This window comes from Ectopseudomonas guguanensis, assembly GCF_900104265.1.
Taxonomy (GTDB): domain Bacteria; phylum Pseudomonadota; class Gammaproteobacteria; order Pseudomonadales; family Pseudomonadaceae; genus Aquipseudomonas; species Aquipseudomonas guguanensis.
In genome coordinates this window covers 163,972-185,866 of the sequence record NZ_FNJJ01000011.1, presented here as the reverse complement: position 1 = coordinate 185,866, position 21,895 = coordinate 163,972, and the positions used below count along the sequence as shown (strand labels likewise).

At 63.7% G+C, this 21,895-nt stretch carries 21 protein-coding genes and 1 tRNA gene; 8 read left to right on the top strand and 14 right to left on the bottom strand.

Going from position 1 to position 21,895, the window contains the following annotated elements; all coding sequences use genetic code 11:
- Nucleotides 1–146: 146 nt before the first annotated feature.
- A complete protein-coding gene (locus BLS61_RS16885; protein ID WP_090432795.1) occupies nucleotides 147–1,580 on the bottom strand; it encodes a M48 family metalloprotease in 1,434 nt (477 codons plus the stop codon).
- Between the two features lie 107 nt (nucleotides 1,581–1,687).
- Between BLS61_RS16885 and BLS61_RS16880 the strand changes: the two genes are divergently transcribed.
- Together BLS61_RS16880 and BLS61_RS16875 are read left to right on the top strand one after the other, a co-directional pair.
- A complete protein-coding gene (locus BLS61_RS16880) occupies nucleotides 1,688–1,927 on the top strand; it encodes a sulfurtransferase TusA family protein (protein ID WP_090432793.1) in 240 nt (79 codons plus the stop codon).
- Nucleotides 1,928–2,040: 113 nt separating this feature from the next.
- A complete protein-coding gene (locus BLS61_RS16875; protein ID WP_090432791.1) occupies nucleotides 2,041–3,105 on the top strand; it encodes an AI-2E family transporter in 1,065 nt (354 codons plus the stop codon).
- A 242-nt stretch (nucleotides 3,106–3,347) separates the two neighbouring features.
- On the opposite strand, the gene BLS61_RS16870 is transcribed toward BLS61_RS16875, so the two are convergent.
- Together BLS61_RS16870 and BLS61_RS16865 are read right to left on the bottom strand one after the other, a co-directional pair.
- Nucleotides 3,348–3,821, bottom strand: coding sequence for a peroxiredoxin (locus BLS61_RS16870; protein WP_090432789.1), 474 nt, complete (start codon nucleotides 3,819–3,821; stop codon nucleotides 3,348–3,350).
- Nucleotides 3,822–3,843: 22 nt separating this feature from the next.
- The gene (locus BLS61_RS16865; RefSeq protein WP_090432787.1) at nucleotides 3,844–4,401 is read right to left on the bottom strand and encodes a glycine cleavage system transcriptional repressor; all 558 of its coding nucleotides are present in this window, start codon (nucleotides 4,399–4,401) and stop codon (nucleotides 3,844–3,846) included.
- 376 nt (nucleotides 4,402–4,777) lie between these two features.
- On the opposite strand from BLS61_RS16865, the gene dapA reads away from it, so the two are divergent.
- The 4 genes from dapA to BLS61_RS16845 all read left to right on the top strand — a co-directional run bounded on the left by dapA (nucleotide 4,778) and on the right by BLS61_RS16845 (nucleotide 7,959).
- Nucleotides 4,778–5,656, top strand: a complete 879-nt coding sequence (dapA, locus tag BLS61_RS16860) for a 4-hydroxy-tetrahydrodipicolinate synthase (protein WP_090432785.1) — start codon at nucleotides 4,778–4,780, stop codon at nucleotides 5,654–5,656.
- Nucleotides 5,657–5,672: 16 nt separating this feature from the next.
- A complete protein-coding gene (gene bamC / locus BLS61_RS16855) occupies nucleotides 5,673–6,794 on the top strand; it encodes an NlpB/DapX family lipoprotein (protein ID WP_090432783.1) in 1,122 nt (373 codons plus the stop codon).
- 87 nt (nucleotides 6,795–6,881) lie between these two features.
- The gene (locus BLS61_RS16850) at nucleotides 6,882–7,751 is read left to right on the top strand and encodes a phosphoribosylaminoimidazolesuccinocarboxamide synthase (RefSeq protein WP_090432781.1); all 870 of its coding nucleotides are present in this window, start codon (nucleotides 6,882–6,884) and stop codon (nucleotides 7,749–7,751) included.
- 118 nt (nucleotides 7,752–7,869) lie between these two features.
- Nucleotides 7,870–7,959: transfer RNA gene (locus BLS61_RS16845), tRNA-Ser, on the top strand.
- A 79-nt stretch (nucleotides 7,960–8,038) separates the two neighbouring features.
- On the opposite strand, the gene BLS61_RS23910 is transcribed toward BLS61_RS16845, so the two are convergent.
- Nucleotides 8,039–8,233, bottom strand: coding sequence for a type II toxin-antitoxin system RelE/ParE family toxin (locus BLS61_RS23910; RefSeq protein WP_394328151.1), 195 nt, complete (start codon nucleotides 8,231–8,233; stop codon nucleotides 8,039–8,041).
- An 88-nt stretch (nucleotides 8,234–8,321) separates the two neighbouring features.
- Nucleotides 8,322–8,597, bottom strand: a complete 276-nt coding sequence (locus tag BLS61_RS16835) for an antitoxin of toxin-antitoxin stability system (RefSeq protein WP_090432779.1) — start codon at nucleotides 8,595–8,597, stop codon at nucleotides 8,322–8,324.
- Between the two features lie 224 nt (nucleotides 8,598–8,821).
- On the opposite strand from BLS61_RS16835, the gene BLS61_RS16830 reads away from it, so the two are divergent.
- Both BLS61_RS16830 and BLS61_RS16825 read left to right on the top strand, forming a co-directional pair.
- Nucleotides 8,822–9,334, top strand: coding sequence for a DUF4124 domain-containing protein (locus BLS61_RS16830; protein WP_167358745.1), 513 nt, complete (start codon nucleotides 8,822–8,824; stop codon nucleotides 9,332–9,334).
- A gap of 525 nt (nucleotides 9,335–9,859) precedes the next feature.
- Nucleotides 9,860–10,537, top strand: coding sequence for a polysaccharide lyase family 7 protein (locus tag BLS61_RS16825; protein WP_090432775.1), 678 nt, complete (start codon nucleotides 9,860–9,862; stop codon nucleotides 10,535–10,537).
- A 58-nt stretch (nucleotides 10,538–10,595) separates the two neighbouring features.
- Here the strand turns inward: BLS61_RS16825 and BLS61_RS16820 are convergent, their stop codons facing one another.
- Genes BLS61_RS16820 through BLS61_RS16780 form a run of 9 tightly spaced genes read right to left on the bottom strand, consistent with a single transcriptional unit; the run spans nucleotide 10,596 to nucleotide 21,893 of the window.
- The gene (locus tag BLS61_RS16820; RefSeq protein WP_090432773.1) at nucleotides 10,596–12,077 is read right to left on the bottom strand and encodes a right-handed parallel beta-helix repeat-containing protein; all 1,482 of its coding nucleotides are present in this window, start codon (nucleotides 12,075–12,077) and stop codon (nucleotides 10,596–10,598) included.
- Nucleotides 12,078–12,091: 14 nt separating this feature from the next.
- Nucleotides 12,092–13,207, bottom strand: coding sequence for a polysaccharide lyase (locus BLS61_RS16815; protein ID WP_090432771.1), 1,116 nt, complete (start codon nucleotides 13,205–13,207; stop codon nucleotides 12,092–12,094).
- Nucleotides 13,198–14,616, bottom strand: coding sequence for an alginate O-acetyltransferase AlgX-related protein (locus tag BLS61_RS16810; protein ID WP_090432769.1), 1,419 nt, complete (start codon nucleotides 14,614–14,616; stop codon nucleotides 13,198–13,200). Before BLS61_RS16810 ends, BLS61_RS16815 begins: the two co-directional genes overlap by 10 nt.
- A 34-nt stretch (nucleotides 14,617–14,650) precedes the next feature.
- A complete protein-coding gene (locus BLS61_RS16805; protein WP_090432767.1) occupies nucleotides 14,651–15,292 on the bottom strand; it encodes an alginate O-acetyltransferase AlgF in 642 nt (213 codons plus the stop codon).
- Between the two features lie 16 nt (nucleotides 15,293–15,308).
- Nucleotides 15,309–16,415: an alginate O-acetyltransferase gene (locus BLS61_RS16800; RefSeq protein ID WP_090432765.1), complete on the bottom strand. Its 1,107-nt coding sequence runs from the start codon at nucleotides 16,413–16,415 to the stop codon at nucleotides 15,309–15,311.
- Between the two features lie 10 nt (nucleotides 16,416–16,425).
- The gene (locus tag BLS61_RS16795) at nucleotides 16,426–17,859 is read right to left on the bottom strand and encodes an MBOAT family O-acyltransferase (RefSeq protein ID WP_090432762.1); all 1,434 of its coding nucleotides are present in this window, start codon (nucleotides 17,857–17,859) and stop codon (nucleotides 16,426–16,428) included.
- A 17-nt stretch (nucleotides 17,860–17,876) separates the two neighbouring features.
- The gene (locus tag BLS61_RS16790; RefSeq protein WP_090432760.1) at nucleotides 17,877–19,268 is read right to left on the bottom strand and encodes an alginate export family protein; all 1,392 of its coding nucleotides are present in this window, start codon (nucleotides 19,266–19,268) and stop codon (nucleotides 17,877–17,879) included.
- Nucleotides 19,265–20,740 (bottom strand): SEL1-like repeat protein, encoded by a 1,476-nt coding sequence (locus BLS61_RS16785; RefSeq protein ID WP_090432758.1) that lies wholly within the window; start codon nucleotides 20,738–20,740, stop codon nucleotides 19,265–19,267. Before BLS61_RS16785 ends, BLS61_RS16790 begins: the two co-directional genes overlap by 4 nt.
- Before the next feature lie 7 nt (nucleotides 20,741–20,747).
- Nucleotides 20,748–21,893, bottom strand: a complete 1,146-nt coding sequence (locus tag BLS61_RS16780; RefSeq protein WP_090432756.1) for a PilZ domain-containing protein — start codon at nucleotides 21,891–21,893, stop codon at nucleotides 20,748–20,750.
- Nucleotides 21,894–21,895 lie beyond the last annotated feature (2 nt).

Here is a 21,895-nt window from a genome sequence, read left to right as displayed (position 1 = left end):
CGCCGCGAATCGCCTGCCTGTCTCGCCAGACGGAAACCCGTAGCCCGGATGCAATCCGGGATCAGTCTCAAGAATGCCCCCGGATTTCATCCGGGCTACGGACTGTCGTGGGGTAGGGTGCGCCGTGCGCACCGCCAAGCTCCGGGTCAGCGCAGCATCTGTTCGACCAGACGCTTCTCCTCGGCAAGCTCGCGCTGACGGGCATCGATGCGCGAGGCCAGCTGGAAGTTGTTGCTGGCGCGACGCTTGGCGAAGTCCAGCTGCTCGATGGCCTGGTTGTAATCGCCGACCAGGGCGAAGAACTCCGCGCGCGCCTGATGCAGACCGATGGTATTGCCGCTAAGGCCGCGTACCTCGGCGACCTGATACCAGACGTCCGGGTCCTTGGCGCGGGTCTTGAGCAGGTTGTCCAGGGCACGCTCGGCATCGGCAACGCGCTGCCGTTTGAGCAGCAGGTCGACATGCGTCTGCTGCAGCGGGTAGTTGCTCGGGTAGAGGGTGAACATGCGCTGTTGGCGGCGCTCGGCGGCGTCCAGGCGATTGGCTGCCATGTCCAGTTCGATCTGCGCCAGGTTGTATGTGATGTCGTCCGGGCTCTTGCTCAATAGCGGTGCCAGGGTTTCGCCAGCCTCGTTCAGCTGGCCCGTCTTCATCTGCGCCAGGACCAGGCCATAGCGGGCCGCATCCAGACCCGGGTTCTCGTCGAGCATGGCGCGGAAACGCTTGGCGGCAACGCCCGGCGTCTCTTCATAGGTCAGTTGCACACGGGCGCGCATCAGTTGGTAGCGCAAGCTGTCTTCACGCCCCCGGGCGGGGTACTGCTCGGCACGGTTGCGGGTGTCGGCGATACGCGACTCGGAAACCGGGTGGGTCAGCAGGAACTCCGGCGGCTTGGCGTCGTAGCGGTACTGGCGCATCAGTCGTTCGAACATCAGCGGCATGGCGCGCGGGTCGTAGCCGGCCTTTTCCAGGTTGACCAGACCGATGCGGTCGGCCTCCTGTTCGTTCTGCCGGGAGAAGCGCCGCTGTTCCTGAATCGCGGCGGCCTGGGCAGAGAAGATGGTGGCCATGCCGGCATCGCCGGCACCGGCCGCGGCAGCGACGATGCCGGCGAGCATGGCGGCCATCACCGGCAGCTGCATGCGTTGCTGGGCCTCGACGCCACGGGCGAAGTGCCGCTGCGACAGGTGCGCCAGTTCGTGCGCCATGACCGAGGCGTACTCGGCTTCGGTCTGCGCATAGAGGAACAGGCCGCCGTTGACCCCGACGATCCCGCCGGGGGCGGCGAAGGCGTTGAGCTGCGGGCTGTTGAGCAGTACGAACTCCAGGCGACGGTCCTGCAACTGGCTGGTTTCTGCCAGGCGATAGACGCTGGACTCGACGAAGTCCTTGAGCTGCGGGTCGTCCAGTTGCGAAACCTGACCACGCAGCAGGCCGAGCCAGGCGCGGCCTAGCTGGTGTTCTTGCTGCGGCGAGACGATCGAGGAGCTGGCGTCGCCAAGCGACGGCAGGTCACTGGCACCCGTATGGGCGGCGAACAGGCAGGCCAGCGTCAGCAGGGTGGGGCGCAGAAAAGTCATGCACTCAGGGCTCTCGGTCGGTAAAGCGGATACTGTAGCCGGCCAGCTACCGCGCTGGCCAGGGTTGCGGCGGCTTGGGTATCCTAGCCCTCTTTATGGAGTAGACGATGACAGACCTACCGGCTTTCGATGCCGAACTCGACGCCTGTGGGCTCAGTTGCCCGCTGCCCCTGCTCAAGGCCAAGCTCGAACTCAACCGCCTGGCCAGCGGCGCCGTGCTCAAGGTCAGCGCCACCGACGCCGGTTCGCAGCGCGATTTTCGTGCCTTCGCCCGTCTGGCCGGGCATGCGCTGCTGCATGAAGAAGTCGAGGCAGGCGTTTACCGCTACTGGCTGCGCAAGGCCTGAGCGGCTGTCGCAGCTTGAAACACATCCCGGTGGTCATTCATTCACGACGTGCGCCATTTTTCACATGGCTGGCGTAGTGAAAGAGCCGGTATTTCTCCGCGTTAAGGAATTCTATGGTCAAGGTTTTGCGTAGTTGGCTGCATCGTTACTTCTCCGATGAGCAGGCGGTGGTGCTGGCGGTGCTGCTGGTGCTGGGATTCGCCGTGGTGCTCACGCTCGGCGGCATGCTCGCGCCGGTGCTGACCGGTCTGGTGCTGGCCTTCCTCATGCAGGGGCTGGTCAATGGCCTGGAGCGCCTGAAAGTGCCGCAGATTCTCGCCGTGTGGCTGGTCTTCGCGCTGTTTCTGGGCGGCTTGACCATGTTCATGCTGGTGCTGATGCCGCTGCTCTGGCATCAGTTGAGCACTCTCTTCAATGAACTGCCGCGCATGGCGGCTGAGTGGCAGGCGGTGTTCCTGCTGCTGCCGGAGCGCTACCCGAGCCTGATCACCGACGAGCAGGTGGTGCAGCTGATCGACAGCATGCGCGGGGAGGCCGGCAAGTTCGGCCAGTGGGCACTGTCGTTCTCGCTATCGAGCCTGCCGATGCTGGTCAGCATCATGATCTATCTGGTGCTGGTGCCGATCCTGGTGTTCTTCTTCCTTAAGGACCGTGAGCAGATCGGCCAGTGGTTCCGTAGCTACCTGCCGCGCGAGCGTGCGCTGATCACCCAGGTCGCGCAGGAGATGAACCAGCAGATCGCCAACTACATCCGCGGCAAGTTCATCGAGATCATCATCTGCGGGGTGGTCACCTACATCGCCTTCGCCTTCCTCGGGCTCAATTACGCCGCGCTGCTGGCGCTGCTGGTCGGCCTGTCGGTGGTGGTGCCCTATATCGGCGCGGTGGTGGTGACGGTGCCGGTGGCGCTGATCGGCCTGTTCCAGTGGGGCTGGAGCGACCAGTTCCTCTACCTGATGGTGATCTACGGCATCATCCAGGCGCTGGACGGCAACGTGCTGGTGCCGCTGCTGTTTTCCGAGGCGGTCAACCTGCACCCGGTGGCGATCATCTGCGCCGTGCTGCTGTTCGGCGGGCTGTGGGGCTTCTGGGGCGTGTTCTTCGCCATCCCCCTGGCGACCCTGTTCAAGGCCGTGCTCAACGCCTGGCCGCGCGCCGAGCCGGTGTCCGCCGAATAAGGCGTCGACGGCAGAGGCCATGCCCGGGTTCCGACGCGGCTTTTCGTAGGAGCCCCCGCCCCGGGGCGAAGCTTTTCGATGGCGCGCCACCCATGTTCGCGGCGGGGCGCCGCTCCTACCAATGTGACGTGTAGCTGCTTGGCTGAGCGCCGGGTTATGCGCCGCTCAAACCAGGCTACCTCCCAACAAAAACGCCGCGACGGCCATTGGCCTTCGCGGCGTTTCATTTGCGGTGCAGGAGTTCAGCCTTTGTTCAGCGCTTCGGCGGCTTCCAGCACCTTGTCGACATGGCCGGCGACCTTCACGTTGCGCCACTCTTCACGCAAAACGCCGTCCTTGTCGATAAGGAAGGTGCTGCGCACGATGCCCATGTATTCCTTGCCGTAGTTCTTCTTCAGCTGATAAACGCCGAACTGCTCGCACAGCTGGTGCTCCTCGTCGCTGATCAGCTCGAAGGGAAAGGCCTGCTTGCACTTGAAGCTCTCGTGCTTCTTCAGGCTGTCCATCGACACGCCGAAGATCAGCGTGTCGGCGGCCTTGAATTGCTCGAAGCGAGCGCTGAAGTCCATGCCTTCGGTGGTACAGCCCGGCGTGGCATCCTTCGGGTAGAAATACAGCACCACCTGCTGCCCCTTGAGAGCGGACAGCTTGACCTGCTGGCCACTGGTGGCCTGGGCCTGGAAGTCGGCAACGGGTTTGTCGAGTTCAACGGACATGGAAACTCCTTGTATGCGGCTATCAGGGGTTCTGCGGGCGCCAGGGTTCGATCAGGGCATCAAGATTCAGCGCATCGGCGAAATCCAGGAACTGGTCGCGCAGCCAGCTGATCTGCGTGCCGGCCGGCAACGTCACGGTCAGGGTCGCGTTGAGCATGGTGCCGCCGGTCTGCGGCGCCTGGTAGGTGTCGCAGGTCAGGCTTTCCAGCTCGACGCGGTGATCGATGAAGAACTGGCACAGCTCGTTGAGAATGTCCGGACGGTACACCGCGCTGACGTAAGCCACGTAAGGCAGGGCCTGCGGGCGCGCCTCGGCAGCGGCACTGCGCACCAGGTCGACGCTGAAGTCATGCTTCTTGGCCAGCAGCGGCAGGCTCGACTCCAGGCGCGCCAGGGCATCCCAGCTACCGGATACCTGCAGCACCAGGGCGCTGAACTCTCCGTGACGGCTCAAACGGGTGCTGATCACCGCGCAGCGGTTCTCGTGGCTGGTGCGGCTGAGCAGGTTGGTCAGGGCCATGGCATCGCGGCCGAGAGCGCTGATAACGAGGAATTGTTCGCGAACGGGGGGGGTGGACATGCAGCCTTCCTAAAGCGATGAACGGTCCGCGCACGAGTGGCCGCAGACCAAAGGCAGCAGGTTAGCGAAAAGCACCGCGCAGGGGAATGGCGGAACCTCGCCCATCGGACGACGGCCGGCCGCTCGAACATGGGCGAGGCAGGCAGGACAGGGCGCAACGAGCAGTGTGAGTCACTGCCGCAGTACGGCCCGGCGGATGGCGCGGCCGGCAAAGCGCAGCGTGCGCCTTGCGCATGAGCATCTTGCGCTGGTTTTCGAGGCGGTCCCGCCAACCCGGATACTTCTTGAACGACCGGATAAGCCCTTGTCCGTTGCTTGTGCCGGATTGGTGGCACCAGTACCATTACGGCTCAATTTTTCCGGCAGGAGCGGTTGCATGATTGCGGGCAGTATGGTGGCACTGGTCACGCCCATGGATGCGCAGGGTGGTCTGGATTGGGAGGCCCTGAGCAGATTGGTGGATTTCCACCTGCAGGAGGGGACCAATGCCATCGTCGCGGTCGGCACCACCGGTGAGTCCGCCACGCTGGAAGTGCCCGAGCACATCGAAGTGATCAAGCGCGTGGTCAAACAGGTCGCCGGCCGTATTCCGGTGATCGCCGGTACCGGTGGCAACTCCACCCGCGAGTCGGTCGAGCTGACCCGCGCCGCCCAGGAAGTCGGCGCCGATGCCTGCCTGCTGGTGACCCCGTACTACAACAAGCCGACCCAGGAAGGCCTGTACCTGCATTTTCGCCATATCGCCGAAGCCGTGGCCATTCCGCAGATTCTCTACAACGTCCCCGGCCGCACTGTATGCGACATGCTCCCGGAAACCGTCGAGCGCCTGTCGAAGATCGCCAACATCGTCGGCATCAAGGAAGCCACCGGCGACCTGCAGCGCGCCCAGGAAGTCCTGGACCGCGTCAGCAAGGATTTCCTCGTCTACTCCGGTGACGACGCCACCGCCGTCGAGCTGATGCTGCTTGGCGGCAAGGGCAACATCTCCGTCACCGCCAACGTCGCGCCGCGCGCCATGAGCGATCTGTGCGCCGCGGCCATGCGTGGCGAGGCTGCCATCGCCCGCGCCATCAACGACCGTCTGATGCCCCTGCACAAGGCGCTGTTCCTCGAATCCAACCCGATTCCGGTGAAATGGGCGCTGCACGAAATGGGCCTGATGGGCGACGGTATCCGTCTGCCGCTGACCTGGCTCAGCCCGCGCTGTCACGAACCGCTGCGCCAGGCCATGCGCCAGTGCGGTGTATTGGCTTAACTCAAGGATTCTACGCATGAAGCGACTGGCCGGATTCTCCGCCCTTGCTCTGATCGTTTCCAGCACCAGCGGTTGCGGCTGGCTCTGGGGTGAAAATGGCTACTTCCGTGATCGCGGCAGCGATTACCTCGAGGCGCGCCAGACCGCGCCGATGCGCCTGCCGGCCGACGTCCAGGCCAAGCGCCTCGACCCGCTGCTGCCGGTGCCTGCGCAGGTGGCCAACAGCACCGAAACCTCCGGCAAGTTCGAAGTGCCGCGTCCGCAAGGCCTGCAGGTGCGCGCCGACGAGCGCGAGTTCAGCCTGCAGCGCAGCGGTGACTCGCGCTGGGTGGTGGCTCAGCGTGTGCCGGCCGAAGTCTGGCCGCTGGCGCGTCAGTTCTTCGAAGACAACGGTTTCCGCATTGCCAGCGAGCGCCCGCAGGTCGGTGAGTTCACCACCAGCTGGCAGCGTTTCGACGAGCTTTCCGCCGGTATGGCGCGCCGCCTCAGCAGTCGCGTTTCCGGCGTTGCGCCGGACGCCGAGACCCGCGTGCGCGTGCGTATCGAGCCCGGCGTGCAGCGCAACACCAGTGAAGTCTTCGTCACCAGTGTCGAGCGTCCTGCCGGCAGCACGGCCGATGTCGATTTCGCCGCCCGAGGCGGCAACGCCAGCCTGGAAGCGGCACTGCTCGACGAAATGCTGGTAAGCATGGCGCGCGGCGTGGAGCAGGGCGGTTCCGTATCGCTGCTCGCTGCCCGCGACTTCGATGCGCCGAGCCGCGTCAGCCTGAGCGAAGACGGCAACGGCAACCCGGTACTCAACCTCGGCGCCGATTTCGACCGCGCCTGGTCCGGCGTTGGCCGTTCGCTGGAGCTGGGCGACGTGCGCGTCGACGACCTCAACCGCAGCCTGGGCCTGTACTACATCAACCTGGCCGAAGGCGCCCAGGTCAACGAACAGAAGCCCGGCTTCTTCGGTCGCATGTTCGGCAGCGCGCCGAGCAAGGAAGAGATCGAAGCCCGCGCCGAGCGCTACCAGGTGCGTCTGACCCCGGTGGGTGATGGCGTGCAGGTCACCGTGGAGAAGGATCTCAACACCGTAGCCCCGGCCGACGTGTCGCGCCGCGTGCTGAGCCTGATCCAGGATAATCTCGGCTGATCAGCGCACTGCGCTCCAGCCGCTAATCGATGGGCGAAACCCGCAAAGGTTTCGCCTGTTTTGTTTGCCAGAAACGGAAATGCCGACATGAGCACACCCACCACCCTGAGCCTGAAGAAGATCTACTCGGGCAAGGTCCGCGACCTCTACGAAATCGACGACAAGCGCATGCTGATGGTGGCCACCGATCGTCTGTCGGCGTTCGACGTGATCCTCGAACAACCGATTCCGGAAAAGGGCAAGATTCTCACTGCCATCTCCAACTTCTGGTTCGACAAGCTGGCCGGCGTGGTGCCCAACCACTTCACCGGTGACAAGGTCGAAGACGTCGTGCCGGCAGCCGAGCTGCCACTGGTCGAAGGCCGCGCGGTCGTCGCCAAGCGCCTCAAGCCGGTCGCCGTGGAGGCCATCGTGCGCGGCTATATCGTCGGCTCCGGCTGGAAGGAATACCAGAAGAGCGGCACCGTGTGCGGCATCGCCCTGCCGGCTGGTCTGAAGGAAGCGGCCAAGCTGCCGCAACCGATCTTCACCCCCTCGACCAAGGCCGCCGTGGGCGATCACGACGAGAACATCAGCTTCGCGCAGTGCGAAGCCATCATCGGCGCCGAGCTGGCCGCCAAGGTGCGTGACACCGCGATCAAGCTGTACACCACGGCTGTCGAGTACGCCGCCACTCGCGGCATCATCATCGCCGACACCAAGTTCGAATTCGGCCTGGACGAAGACGGCACCCTGACCCTGATGGACGAGGTGCTGACCCCGGACTCCAGCCGCTTCTGGCCCGCCGACAGCTACGCAGAAGGCAGCAACCCGCCAAGCTTCGACAAGCAGTTCGTGCGCGACTGGCTGGAGTCCACCGGCTGGAACAAACAGCCCCCGGCCCCGGCCGTGCCGGCGGACGTCGCGCAGAAAACTGCCGACAAGTACCGCGAAGCGCTGACCCGGCTGACCGCCTGATCCTGGCGAAAGAGGGCCGGGCATACTCCGGCCTTTTCACAAGCGCCTGATAGAACACGAAAATTTTTCAAAATAAGCTTCGCCAAAGCGCATTCAGCTGTTATGATGCGCGCCGCTTGGGAAGATGCCGGAGTGGTCGAACGGGACGGATTCGAAATCCGTTGTGTCAGCAATGGCACCTAGGGTTCAAATCCCTATCTTCCCGCCATTTTAAAGGCTCCAGACTGGTAACGGTCTGGAGCCTTTTTCGTTTGGGGGAATCTTGGGGGAATTGCGTTGCGTGACAGCTAGCTCTGGATCGGCGGCCACATCCTGGCGACGTGCATCAGGGCGAGAATCCAGGCGGCGTCAGGCTCAGCCTGATAGACAGGGCGGTAGTTTTCGTGGGGAATCAGCTCGTGAGTCCCGGCCACCGTTCCCAGCCTGCCCTTGTCGGGGGAGTCAGCCAGACTGGCTGCCGCAGCACTGAATAGCTCGTCCATGTGCACGGCAGCGCGTGGTTATCGGTTGCGATGTATCCCCAGATATCCAGACGATCCGGCAGTGCCTCGGGTGTCCAAATGACCTGCATCAGTGACCCAGAGCCTTGGCTCGGCGAGCGGCGAATTCAGCTTCTACATCATCATTGGCGCGGCCCCGGCCAGCCTCAATCGATGTCCTGGCGGCAGCAACCTTGCGTTGCACGAATTCATCATGCTCTTTGGCCTGTTGCTGTTGGCGAATGAAGTCGCGCATAAGATCGCGCATGACTTGGGAGGCCGGCCGGTGTGCGGCTTGAGCGGCTGCCATGAAGTCTTCGCGCAGTTCGGGCTCAAGCTTCAGATTGAAAACGGCTTCTTTGGCCATGGTCGTCACCTATCGGTCAATTCGTAACTGCAACGCATATACGTTATGTATGTGCTAAGCGATGCTCGCGGCACTGTAAAGCACGCGTCATCGGATCGGGGGGGGGGGGCAAGGTATTAAAAATTGAAAAAACGCCGAACCCCTGGCGCTTCTTGTTTCAGAGCATTAGATTTAGTTCGCGAATTAACCGCGCTAAAGGGACTTTATGCATGCTCGGACACAGGATGGTTCCGCTGGTAGTGGCGTTTCTTGCCACATTTGCACATGGACAGGTGTACACCTGGGTTGATGAAAATGGGCGGAAGCATTTCAGCAGCCAGCCTCCTGTAGCCCAGCCAAATATCGAGCCTGTAAAAATCAATCACGGCTACATAGGAGAAGGCAATGTCGCGCCGCCTCCACCGCCGTCCTTTAGCACCTCAACAAACCCGCTCAAGGCCTCGAAGAAGCAGATGTGCACCAGTGCAATACGGTGGACAATAGAGGACATTGAGAACCTGAGAGACATAGCGAAACAGCAGATGCTGGCTAAAAAGATTTCTGCTGCGGACTATGTGGAGGGGCAGAAAAACTTCAAAGGGATTGAGGAGCGCATAACCTTTCAAAACTGCATAACCAGTTCTGGAATGGATGAAAAGCGCTACAGATGCCTATCTGAAGGCCTGGGCTTGATTGTGTGCTCGGGCTTAGCTGAAGAAGCGATCAGAGAAGGCATGAGCCGAGCTCAGCGGCGTTAAGCCCTTGCGCTCAACCCTTGAGGAGTGTTTCAAAGGTATCGATGGGATTGAAGCGGACCGCAAATGATCCGCCGCTAGAGGCGTGTAGCGCATAGTCATATCCAAACCAAAGCCCGAATCGTATTGCGGTTCGGGGCTTTGTCGTTTCCGGGTGGTCCGTCTGGGACGGCGACGAATGGCTGGTGCATTCGAAGTGCTTCGCCGCATCGCAAAGCGCGAGCTGACGCACATTTCTGCAAGACGCCATTTGGCTCCGAGCGCTTCTGTTGCGGGGCTTTGCGCGGCGTGGTGCTGGAGAAATTCCTTGGCGGTGAGCCGTTGGATAGATTTTTCTAGACCCTCTGATTTTTATCGTCAAAAAAATAGCGTCAGCAAGGTGACGGATGGTCGTTAACTGTGGCTGAAACTGCCGATATCCTCCGCACCCACGCTCGACGCGATGCTGCAAGGCTTCGCCAAGGGAGGTAGCACCATCACGGATAGATCGGGCGTACGACCGCCGTTCTACCCTTGGAGTACCGCCCCATGATCGACCTGTCCACCTGGAACCTGACTCTCCCCGTAGGTGTTCCTGCTGCTGTCATTTCTACCCCCGTTCTGGCCGGGGGCTATCAGGATCACTACTTTCAGTGCAAGGACGGCAGGATTTTCTTCTGGGCACCGGTCAACGGTTCCACCACCGCCAACTCGGTCTACCCGCGCAGCGAGTTGCGCGAAACCTTCGCCAACGGCACTTTGCGCAACTGGTCCTACACTGCTGCCGATAACGTGCTGACGGCCACGGCGAAGATCGCTCAGGTACCTTCGAACGGGCTGGTGACCTTCTCCCAGATCCACTCGAAGAACAGTGTTTCGCCGCTGCTGATGCTGGGCTATCAGGCCCTGGCCAATGGCTACGGCAATGTGGTGATCTCGTTTCGGGGCAATCCGGCCAGCGAGAATTCCACCAAGATCCTGCTGTCGAGCAGGATCAAGATGAACCAGGAATTCAGTTATGAAGTCTTTCTGGCGAAGAACGGCAGGCTGACTATCGGTCTGGTCGAGCCGGATGGGACCTTCAGAAGCTGGAGCGGCGTGCTCAATTCCGCATGGGCGAGCCACGGTCTGTACTTCAAGGCGGGGGTCTACACGCTCGACAACAGCGGCAACGAAACCAGTGCCGGCGCTGCGGTGTTTTCAAACCTGCAGGTCGAGCACCGCTGATGCCGCAAAGCCTGCATCCCGTTGCAAGGGTGCAGGCTTTGCGCCGCGACCGGGACGGTCAGTTGGTGCAGGTGGTGACGTCGCTGCTGCCGGCGTTGTCGCTCAGCGGCTGGGATATCTGCAGGTGGCAGTTGCGCCGCACGGTGCTGTCGAGGATCTGGCTTTGCAGCGGCAGCAGGTCGCCAATCAGCAGGTTCTGCAGTAGCGGGTTGGCGCGGTACTGGTTGCTGCCCAGCACGGTGTTCTGCATGCCCTCCACGCGGATCATGGCTTTGCCGATACCTTCCAGGGTGTTGCCGGTAATCACCAGTTGGCCTGCGGTGAGCTGCTCGTTGCGCAGGCTGATGGCGTATTCCGGCGTGGACTGGATGCGGTTGTCGACGATCAGCGCGCCACCGAGGCCGCCGGCGTCGATGGCGCTCAGGCGGCTGTTGGCGATCAGGTTGTTCTCGATCAGAAGCCCGGCGCCGCCGTTGATCTGCCGCAGCATCATGCCGTAACCCCTGGAGGCGCCGAGGCGGTTGTCCCGGATCAGCAGGGCGCCGCTCTGCTCGCTAACTTCGATGGCGCTCTTGCCGGTGTGCAGGATCAGGTTGTTCTCGATACGCCCGCTGCTGCTGCCACCGATGCGGATGCCGCTGTTGTGCTGCACGCCGTCGATGCGGTTGCCTGCGATCAGGAAGCGGCTGTTGCCCAGGTCGATACCGTACTGCTGCAGGTGGCTGAACTGGTTGTTGCGGATCAGGGCCTCGCTGTGGCGCAGCTCCAGGGCGCTGGCCATGCTGTCGAAACGGCTGTTGTCGATCTGGATGCGCGCTGCCGGCCGGGTGGCCGATTGCTGCGCGCTCAGGCCGCTGCTGATGCCGCGGGAAAAATTGGCGTTGTAGCCGATCTTGACCAGGTGCGAGTCGGCCACCTGCAGACGGCTGCCGGCCCAGTTCATGATGAAGGGGCGGGTAGGGCGGTCGGTGGCCAGTGCGCGGCCGTCGCTCCAGCTTTCCAGACGCGAGCCCTTTATCTGCAGCAGGCCCTGGTTGATCAGCGCGGTGCCCGACGGGCCGAAGAGGTAGAGCACCTGATCCTCGACGAGCAGGGCGCCATCCTCGGCGATCATCAGCGGGTAGCTGAGCAGGTAGCCGTCTTCATGGCGACGCAGGACCTGCGGGTCGTTCAGTTGGGCCTGCAGCTGCGCCAGGGTGATGCTGCCGCCGCGGATCACCACGGCGCGCGGGTGTTGCGCCTGGTAGCCGGCGATGGCGCGGAACAGGCCGTTGTGCACGAACGGCTCGAAGGGCCAGCTGCCCGCCTGCGCGGAATACATCGGCTCCAGGCTGGCGTTGCCGCGCTGCGCCGGTGCCGGCAGGTCGAAGGCCGGCGGCTGGCTGTGCTGCACGATCTGCTGGCTGGTTCGCTGTTGCTGCTGCTGTTGCCATTGCGGGTCGAGCGCATGCAGCGCCGCCGGATCGCCTAGGGCGCTCAGGCTGCAGGCTGTGCAGGCCGTCAGCAGCAGCGCGCGGGAGAGGGTCAGTGCCTGGGACATGGTGGCATCCTGCGTCAGTTGAGCTGGGGGTACAGCGGTTTCAGATCGCCGCCCACCTGGCTGTAGTGATTGATTGCTTTGCCTTGCGCCTGGTACAGGCGTCTGGCCCATTGGTGCTGCGGATAGCGATTGAGAAAGGGCAGCACCCAGACCATCTTGTGCGGGCCGACCTCTGTCTGGCGTTCCTTGAGTTCCGCCAGGGTCCTGGGCTCCAGCACGGCGCGGGCGGCGAAGTTGGCCAGGCCGGCGAGTTTCGCCCGTTCCTCATCGGTGAGCGGGCGGCCGTTGTGTTCGGCTGCTTCCACCAGCAGCATCAGGGGCACCAGGGCGTAATGGCTGTAGTCGGCCGCCAGGCGGCCGCGGGCAACCTCCAGCGGCAGGTACTGGTAGTCGCCTTTGCCCGGAGTGAGCTGGGTGAAGGCGCGGCGCAGCGCGACATCGGCCCAGGCCAGGCCGCGTTCGTCGTCGAGCAGCATGGCCGTGGCGGCCACGGCCCAGGCGGCCCAGTAGTCGTGGTTGTTGAAGTAGATGCCGCGGTCGTAGCGGCGTGGTTCGTATTCGGCCATCACCTTGGCCGACAGCTGGCCCAGCCAGCGCGCCTGAACCGCGCTCAGCTGATAGCGGCCATCGCTCAAGGCCTGCACCTTGAGCAGCGTCGAGGCGATGGCGGCCAGTGCCCATTTGCGCGAGGCGACGCCGGTCTTGCTGGCGTCGTCGCTAAGCAGCGCCGATTTGCTGGCCCAGGCGTCGAGCCACTGGTTCAGGCAGGCCAGGGCGGTGGAGGCATCACTGGCCTTGCCGGTGCGCTGGTACACCTGCGTCGCCTTCACCAGGCCGCCGATATAGTGCTTCACCTGCTCGCGGATGCGCTCGGTGTCCTTGCTCTGGCGCGCCACCAGACGCGATTTGCTGGCGTCGCTCTGGTCGTACTTGCTGTCCAGTTGCAGGTGCCCGGTATAGGCGGCAGGCGGTTTCTTCGGGCAGCTCTCCTGGCGGTAGTCGCTGGCTGTCTGCGCCGCCATGTTCGTCGCGTGGCTGCTCCAGATCGACTGCGTGGCGCTGGCGCTCGCGGGGCCGGCGAGCAGCACCAGCATGGCGGCCAGGCGGCTGGGCGAAATCCTCACAGGCATAGCTTGGTCTCGATCTGGAAGGGCTGCTCCACGACCTGGGTGGGCTCGAGCAGTACCGACAGCAGGTTGGCGTCGCGGAACTCCGCGGCGCGGCTCAGCTCCAGGTAGTACTGCCCGCCGGTGACGATGGCTTCACGGCGGAACCACACCTTGTCGCGCGTGCCGTTGTCGTAGTAAGTGATGATGTAGAAGTTCTTGATGTTGGGATCGCTGATGCGGATGTCGAGCACCGCATCGCGGCCCTTGAGGTCCCTGCGCTGCGCACCGGCGTTGCTGAGCAGTTCGAGGCGATCATTGAGGCCCATGGCGGGGCGCTCGACGCGGGTTTCGAGCTGGGTTTGCCTGGCCTTGCAGCCGCCGTTGACCGCCGGGATCAATTGGCGGTAGGTCAGCTCGCCATCGAGCCGGTAGTTGGCCGGCAGCTCCCAGATGATCAGCTTGGGCGCCTTGTCCGGGGAATAGTTGGACGACAGCAGGTATTCCAGCAGCGAACCGTCCTGGCCTGCCCCGGGCAGGGCGTAGTTGATCAGGTCGCTGCCCAGGTACTGCTTGAGGAAACCGTCGAAGTTGAACTGCTTGGTCTCGTCTTCACGGGCGGCGGAGTTACTGGTGCCGACCAGAACGATTTCCGGGTCGGGTTGGTCTTCGAACAGCAGGGCTGCGTCGTTATCTTCCGGAATGGTCCGGTAGCCGGGGACGAACTGATAGCCGAAGTGGTTGCCGCAGATCGCCGCCAGGCCGAGGTTGAGCGTGCCGTCCTTGTACAGGGTCAGGCTTTGCTCGGTGGTGTAGCCCTTGCGCGGCAGTTGCGCGTAGACCGGGTGCTGGCGAATGGTGTCGGCAGTGAGCCGGGCGACGGCCTCTGCGCCTATGGGGGTCCAGTGGTGGTCGCGGCGGAAGAAGAAATCCTTCGGTGGCTGCTCCACCAGGGTCATGATGTCCGGAACGATGGCACCACCGTCACGCATCTGCTGCAGGAACCTGCGCAGGTTGGCGCTGGCCCGCGCATAGTCGAAACCATGCATCTGCCCAGGCTGCAATTGGGCGCGGTGCATCAGGCCGCGAGTCGGCTGCACGGCCACCGCGACCTGGGTGCCATGGCTGGCGAAGGCGCGCATCAGACGGGCGAACTCCGGCTGCACGGCCGGCGGAATGCCGAAGTCGTTGGTCAGGTCCACCTCGGAACGGAACAGCCAGCGATCGCGCCCCGGCACGATCTGCTTGAGCGCCTTCATGTTGCCTTCGGCGTATTCCTCCGGTGCGCTGAGTTGCGGGCAGATCAGGCATTGCAAATCCTTGCATTCATCGGCCCTTTCGCCCTGCGGCGCAGCGTAGGCGCCGTGTGCACCCGCTGCGATCAGGCTGCCGATGGCCAGTAGAAAATAGTGCTTCATGCTCTTTGGGGTCATCGTCCGCTCACTTGTTTGGCCTGCCGTTCAGGGTTCATTCGCTGGGGTCGACGCTGTTGGCCAGGGTTATCGCGCGGTAGCCGTTCGCCGCGGGTAGCAGGGCATAGCTGTAGGAGCGGCCCTTTTTCAGGAACAGCTCGTCGAAGCCGATCAGCTGCTGGTTGTCGGCGTAGGCGGCGAAGGCGATCTTCAGCTCGTTGACCATGCGGCTGCCGGTCTGGTCGCGCTGGATGGTGTCGACCACCACGTGCTGCCCGTCGAGGGTCTTCAACGCCGCCGGCTTGTCGGTGAAGTTGTAGAAGGCGATCTGCGCCTTGCGCGGTTCGTTGACGAACTGGTCGGCGATCAGCAGCAGTTGGCCGTCACGGTAGATCACCGTACTCGCGGTGTTGGCCTTCAGCTCGTGTTCCACCGCCTGGTTGGCCACGGCGATGCGCTGCTTGCCCGGTGCGACGAAGCGATAGCCGCCGAACTGTCCGCTGGTGACCACCTGAGGCTTGTTCTTGCCGCTGAGGGTGACCTCGATGTTGCGTTCGCTGAGGTTGAGCACCCGCACGAAGGCCGAGTTGGCCGGGGCTACCGGGTCATAGAGATCGGCATTGGCATCCTGGGCCTGGGCGGCGGCGCTGGCGACCGTCAGCAGGATGAGCAGTACGCGGGAAAGAAAGGCAGGCATACGACGGGTACCTCTTTTATTGAAGTTGGGCTGTTTCTGGCGTGGCCAGGGCTGAGGGAATCTGGCGTTGAGCGAGCAGGGTGCGCAGGGGGAACTCCCAGATCACCGTCTGCAGCTCACCGCTTTGAGCGGCCGGGCCTGCGAGAAATTCAGTCATTGACTGGAACGGGCCGCGGGCCTCCAGTGCGACGCTGACCAGATCACGCTGCAGGGCCTCCTTGAGAAAGCCGACGAAGTTCCAGTCATCGATACGGGTGTAGCTGGTACCCACCAGCGCCAGCGACACGGCCTCGTCGCCAAACAGGCTGGCAGCCAGGTCGTCGCGGCTCTGCTGCAGGGTTTCGTAGAGCTGGATATGCACCGGCTCGAAATAGCTGGGCGCCAGCCTGGGGTCGAACTTGAGGTAGTTGAGCAGATCGCCGGTCACCGTTTTCTCGCTGACGGCCTGAGTCAGGTAGGGGGTTTCGCCGATCAGTTCGGGAAACTGCCTTGCCAGGGTCCGCGCGGCCAGTTCAGCGCCCCTTGGGCTCCAGTGGGTGTCGTTACGCAGGAACAGCGGTTCATCGGCTGCGGCGCTCAGGTAGGCGCTGCGCAGGTCCACCGCATCGATGCCGTGCTCGCTCAGGCGCTGGCGGAACTGCTCGTACAGGCCACTGATCCGTGGCGAAGGCGCATAGGTGGAGTGGGCGGCGTAGGTGTCCAGCTTCATCGGGACCGGCAGGACGATCAGCCGCGCACCCTGTTGCGCCAACTGCGCGCGCACCTTGTCGATCAGCTCCAGCTGCCGCTCCAGGTTGCCGTCCAGGTCCCTGGGCTGCAGGTATTCCTGGTTGGTGAACAGCCAGCCGTCACGGCCCAGCACCACACCGCTGGCGCCTTCGCGAAAGATCGCGTGCTGGATATTGGCCCACAGCTCGACGGACGGGTCGCGCAGGAACAGTTGCTTGTCATAGAACTGCTCGAACTTGCGCACCAGCTTGCCGTCGAGAAACAGCGACAGGGCCTGGGTCTGGGTACCGGCGAAGGCGAACACCGCCGGCAGCGAGTACAGGAACATGCCGCACAGCATCACGCAGAAGAGAATCCCGTTGATCTTGCTGGCCGAGTTCATCACCGGAAACATGCAGGCATCCTCAGAACTGGAAATACAGGAAGGGTGAGAAGGAGTTCGCCGCCAGGCGGGTCAGCGTCAGCAGGAAGCCGACCCACAGCAGCAGGGCACTGAAACCGCCGACGTGCTGCATGAAGTACCGGTCCTTGCCGGTGCCGGCGTAGTAGCGGATGTTGATGCCGCCGGCGATGACGATCCACAGCAGGGCGATCAGGGTGAAGGTCATGGTCATGGCCGAGGTGCCGAACCAGTAGAGATCCAGCGAGCCGATGCCGTTGAGGCCGATCAGCGCCTGGTAGACCTGCAGGGCGTGCGGCAGGTTGCCGGTGAAGAACAGCGGCATGCAGGACGCCAGCAGGAACATGCAGCGGGCGTTGCGCCAGAAGTTGTAGGGCGTACTGACCTTGGTGGCGATGTCCAGCTTGCGCTCGATCACCATGGCGATGCCGAAGAACAGTCCCCAGAAGATGAAGGCGAAGCTCGGTCCGTGCCAGAGTCCCGACAGCACCATGGTGATGACCAGTCCGACCAGCATGCCGACCAGGCGCTTGCGCACCAGCGGCATGTACACGTAGTCGCGCAGGAAGTCGGCCAGGGTCATGTGCCAGCGTTGCCAGAACTCGGTGATGCTCTGCGCGATATAGGGCTGGTTGAAGTTCTCGGCGAAGCGAAAGCCCATCATCATGCCCAGGCCGATGGCCATGTCGCTGTAGCCGGAGAAGTCGAAGTACAGCTGCAGCGCCGAGATGAACAGGCCGAACCAGGCGTCGGCCATCTGCAGGTCGCCGCCGCCGCTGATGAACAGGGTGTTCATCGGCGCCAGGGAGTCGGCGATCAGCACCTTCTTGATGAAGCCGAGCATGAAGCGGCAGGCGCCGAGGGAGAACAGCTCCAGCGAGTGGGTGCGGTTCTTCAGCTGCTTGTCGATCAGGCTGTAGCGCAGGATCGGCCCGGCGATCAGTTGCGGGAACAGGGCGATATAGGCGGCGAAATCGACGAAGCGATGGGTGGGTTCGGCATTGCGTCGATAGATGTCGACGATGTAGCTCAGCGCCTGGAACACATAGAAGGAGATGCCCAGCGGCAGGATGATGTGTTCCAGGGTGAAGGTATTGATGCCCAGCGGTTCCAGCACCGCCACCAGCACGTCGGCACCGAAGTTGGCGTACTTGAAGTAGCCGAGGGTGGCCAGGTTGCCGATCACGCCGACGGTCAGCAGGCGAAAGGCGATCTTCTTCTCCCCGGCATCGACCCGCGCCTTGATGCGCAGGCCGAACCAGTAGTTCCAGTACGAGATGGCGACGAACAGCAGGAGGAAGTCCGGACGCCACCAGGCGTAGAACAGGTAGCTGCCGAGCACGATCACGTACGAGCGCCAGTGGTCCCTGGCCAGGTAGTAACAGAGCAGGAATACCGGCAGGAACAGGAACAGGAAGACGTTGGAGGCGAAGATCATGCTAGCGCTGCTCTCGGTCAGTAAGTCAGGGTTATGCCCAGCGTCAGTTGGTAGTCATCACCGATTTCCAGCGCACTGCCGGCCTTGAAGTAGCTCAGGCTGGTCAGGGTGTTGAGCTGCACACGCTTGCCGTCGTAGGCCAGCGGGAACATGCGCCAGTAGTGGTTGATGTCGAGCACCTGGCCCAGCCGGGACGAGCCGGTATCGCGCACCACGCCTTCGTCCGTGGTGCGCAGCGGCAACTGCGCCGTGCGGTTGCGCAGGCGCAGATCGCTGACGCGCAGATCCAGGGCGCTGCGGTCGGTGGGCTGGGTTTCCAGCACGATGCCGTAGAAGGCCAGGTTGCTCAGGTTGACGCTGACCAGGTTGCTGACCAGGCGGCTGCTGTAGCCCAGCGGGTCGTTGCGCCGGTCGGACTGGATGCGGTTGAGGGTGAAACCGTCGGTGCCGCTGTCGTCCGGTTTATCGGTGAGGCCGGCGCTGATGCCCACGCGTGGCGTCCAGGGCAGCGTTTCGAAGCGCTTGCCGACATCCGCCACCACGGCCCAGCCGGTCTTGTCGCCGCTGTCGCGCAGGCCGTTGCGCTGGGTGGTTTCCAGGCGGCCATCGAGGGCCGCGAATTCCAGGTGGTAGTCGCTGACCAGCGGTGTCAGATGGCGGGTATCGCCGTGCAGGAACACACCGTAGCGCAGGCCGTCGAAGTCCTGGCGATCATCGGGCGAGCTGCCCGAGTAGTCGTCCTCGTGCAGCAGGCGCGCACCGACCCAGTGATCGGCGTGCCAGCGCCAAGCGTACTCGGCCATCAGGTAGCGGATCTTCTTGTCGCGCGGGTCGAGGCGGTTGTCGTCGGAGTTATAGTAGTAGAACTTCTCGGCCACGGCGACGAAGCCGCTGGCGAAGCTGTCGTTGTAGTCCAGACGCAGGGCTTCGATGCTGTCGTCCCACCAGATGCCGAAGCGATCGCTGAAGCGCTGGCGGCCGAAGGTGGCGGAGAACCTCGGGTCGTCGCCCAGCAGGTTGCGCCGCACGTAGAACTCGCGGGCCTCGCTGTAGGCGTGGCGCCGTCTCGCCAGGGTCTCGTCGTTGCCCTCGTCGCTTTGCAGGGCATTGGGATCGGTGTCGTAGTTGAGCCACAGACGGCCGAAGGCCTCCCACTTGGCCCAGCGCTGCTCGGGCGAATACCAGCGGTAGGACGGCTCGTAGCGCAGGCTGAAGAAGGTACGGCGGTCTTCGCCCAGGCGCGTTTCATCCGGCCCGTAGCCGGTGCGCAGGAACAGCTTGTGCGTCAGCAGCGAAGTGACCGGCTCCAGCTCGGGCGAGGTGACGCTGGTTTCTTCCGCGTGCAGCAGTCCGAGCGGCAGGCAGGCGAGCAGCAGCGCTGCACGGCCAAGGGTATTGGGGGCACTCACAGTGTGGATTCCTCGATAAGACGGTTGCCTTCGGCAGCGGCTATATCGCGCTGTTCGGGCGTGAGCCGGGTGCTGAGCGAGTGCATCAGGTCGGTAGCGCGCTGGTCGCCCAGCTCGTGGGCGGCATAGGCGAAGGCGTAGGCCTTGCCGTTATCGCGGCAGATGGCGCGACCGTAGGTGTAGAGGCGGGCGATGCGCAGCAGGGCGTTCACCGAACCCCGGCGGGCCTCTTCCATGTACAGGGCCAGGGCGCGATCCTGATCGGGCTCGTCGAGCCCGCCCTGGCTGTACAGGTCGCCCTCGAGCAACAGCGCCTCGGGGTACTGCTCGGCCTGCAGCTCGGCGATCAGGCGTTGGCTCAACTGCGGATCGAGGGTGCGCCACAGGACCATGTGCAGGCTGGCGCGCAGTGCCTTGATGCGCTGCGGGGTGATCGGGTTTTCGCGCTCGACCATGCTCAGCGACTGGGTGTCGCCCTGGCGTTGTTCCAGGCGCTGGATCAGGGCCAGCACGGGCTCCGGGTTGTAGCGGTCCGGCGCGGTCATGAGGAAACTGGCCTTGCTCAGCATGGCCGGGCCGAAATCGCGGTCGACGGCGTTGTCCAGCCACTGCAGCACTTCCCGGTCGAGCTGTTCGACCTTGCTGGCATGGGCCTTGGCCTGGAGTTCGCGGGCTTCCTTCTCTTCGTCGGTCTGTGCGCGGGTGGTCGGGCGGTTGTTGTTGAAGGTGCTGATCTCGATGTTGCGGATGTTCGCCACCTGCTGGGCGATGCGGTGCACCAGGTCGACCGGCAGGGCGTTCATGCGCGGCGCCAGGCCTTCGGCGAAGGCGCGAAACTGCACGTTGCGCTGCTCGCCGAGAAACTCGTAATAGCGCTGCACGGCGCGCGGGTCGCTTTCCACGGCCAGCTGGAACCATTTCTCGGCTTCGCTTCGTTCACCATAGCGGGCCGCCGCCACGGCTCTGTACAGCGGCGCGTGGCAGTAGACCAGGCAGGCGCGGTCATAGAGTTCGACCAGGCGGGTGACCTCGTCCTCGGTGAACAGCTCGGGGTAGACCAGGAACACTTCCAGGCGCGTGTCGACGGCGACGAAATCGCGCCCGGGCGTGAACCGACCGAGCGCCTGGCGCATGAAGGCGCGGTTGGCTTCACGCCAGCGCGGCTTGTTGTCCACCAGGCGGGCCAGGGGAATCAGCGCGCCGACGTCCCCGCGGCCATCGGCAAAGGCCTGCTTGAACAGGTCGATGGCCTGCGAGGTGTTCGCCGGGCTGCGGCTGGCCAGCACCTCGCCGAGCAGGCGCGTGGCAGCCAGGTCGCCGCGCGCGGACAGATGGCGCAGGTCTTCCTCGACTTGCGCCTGGCCGTCCTGGAACAGCGCATAACGGACCTGCTCGAGGCTGCGCGCGGCGTGGGCCGAGCTGGCGAGTGCCAGCGTCAGTGCGGTTGTGCAAAGAAGATGTCTGACCGGCATGGCGACCTCAGAACGTCCAGCGCAGGGGCAGGCCGAGTTTGAAGTCGACGGCAGTGGGCAACTGGTAGGCGCTGCGCGGCAACTCCTGCTCCGGCTTGATGGTCAGCTCGACCATCTGGCGCTGGTCGTCGACGCGGCTGCCGACGATCTCGCCGGCGTAGATGTCGTCGCTGCCCAGCACGCGCATCTCGACCGCACGCACGCGCTCGATCTTGTCCATGCGATCGAAGGGTACGCTGGCCTTGACGTGCAGCGGCTGCTCCTGCGGCAGCAGATGCATCAGTTGCTCCTGCTTGTAGGCGAAGCCGTCCATGCGCGGGCGGGGGAAGTACAGGCTGCAGTCGCAGGGGCTGGCGATCACCGTTTCCACGGTGACGCGGCCGAGCAGGGCGGCGGCATCCTGCTCGGACAGGTTGGCCAGGGCGGCGATGTCGGACGGGCTGGTGAGGCTGCTGGCCAGCTGCGTGGACACGCTGGCCAGCGGCTGGCCGGTGCTCACGCTGGTCTGCTCGGGGCCGATCAGGTAGGTGAGGTTGCCGTTCTCCGGCATGCTGAGCACGTAGGCCTCGGCGCTGACCACCGCCTGGGCGGCCGTCATGTGGAAGAACAGCAGGTAGCTCTTGTAGACGATCAGGCTCAGCGCCGCCAGGCCAGCGCCGAGGAACAGCATCGAACCCAGCGCCGCCTTCAGGCGTTCGGTGGGCGTGCGCGAGCTGGCGTGCTTGGTCTTGCGCTCCTTGATGTAGTTCTCGCGCTGCATCACGTTGAACAGGCCGTTGATGTCGGCGATGTCGCCGGACATGTAGGCCGAGATGATGTAGCGCAGGATGTCGCGCTTCTGCCGATCGAGCTCGACGAACTCGGCGCCTACTTCATGGCCGCGCTGGGAGACGATCTTCAGCTTGGTGTCGATGTGCAGGTCGACGGTGTTGAGCTTGAGCTTGATCGAGCCGTGGAGCAGGCTGCCGAGTTTCAGCGGCTGCTCCAGGGACAGGCCGATGCCGCCCAGGGAAATGTCCAGGATCTCGCACTCCACGCCCTTGAGGCCGTGGCCGTCCAGGGTGATGCGGGCGGGAATCTTGGCGCGGACGAACTGGCGCTCGTCGATCGCTTCGTGAACAACGTTTACAGGTAAGACAGTGGTGCTACTCATAG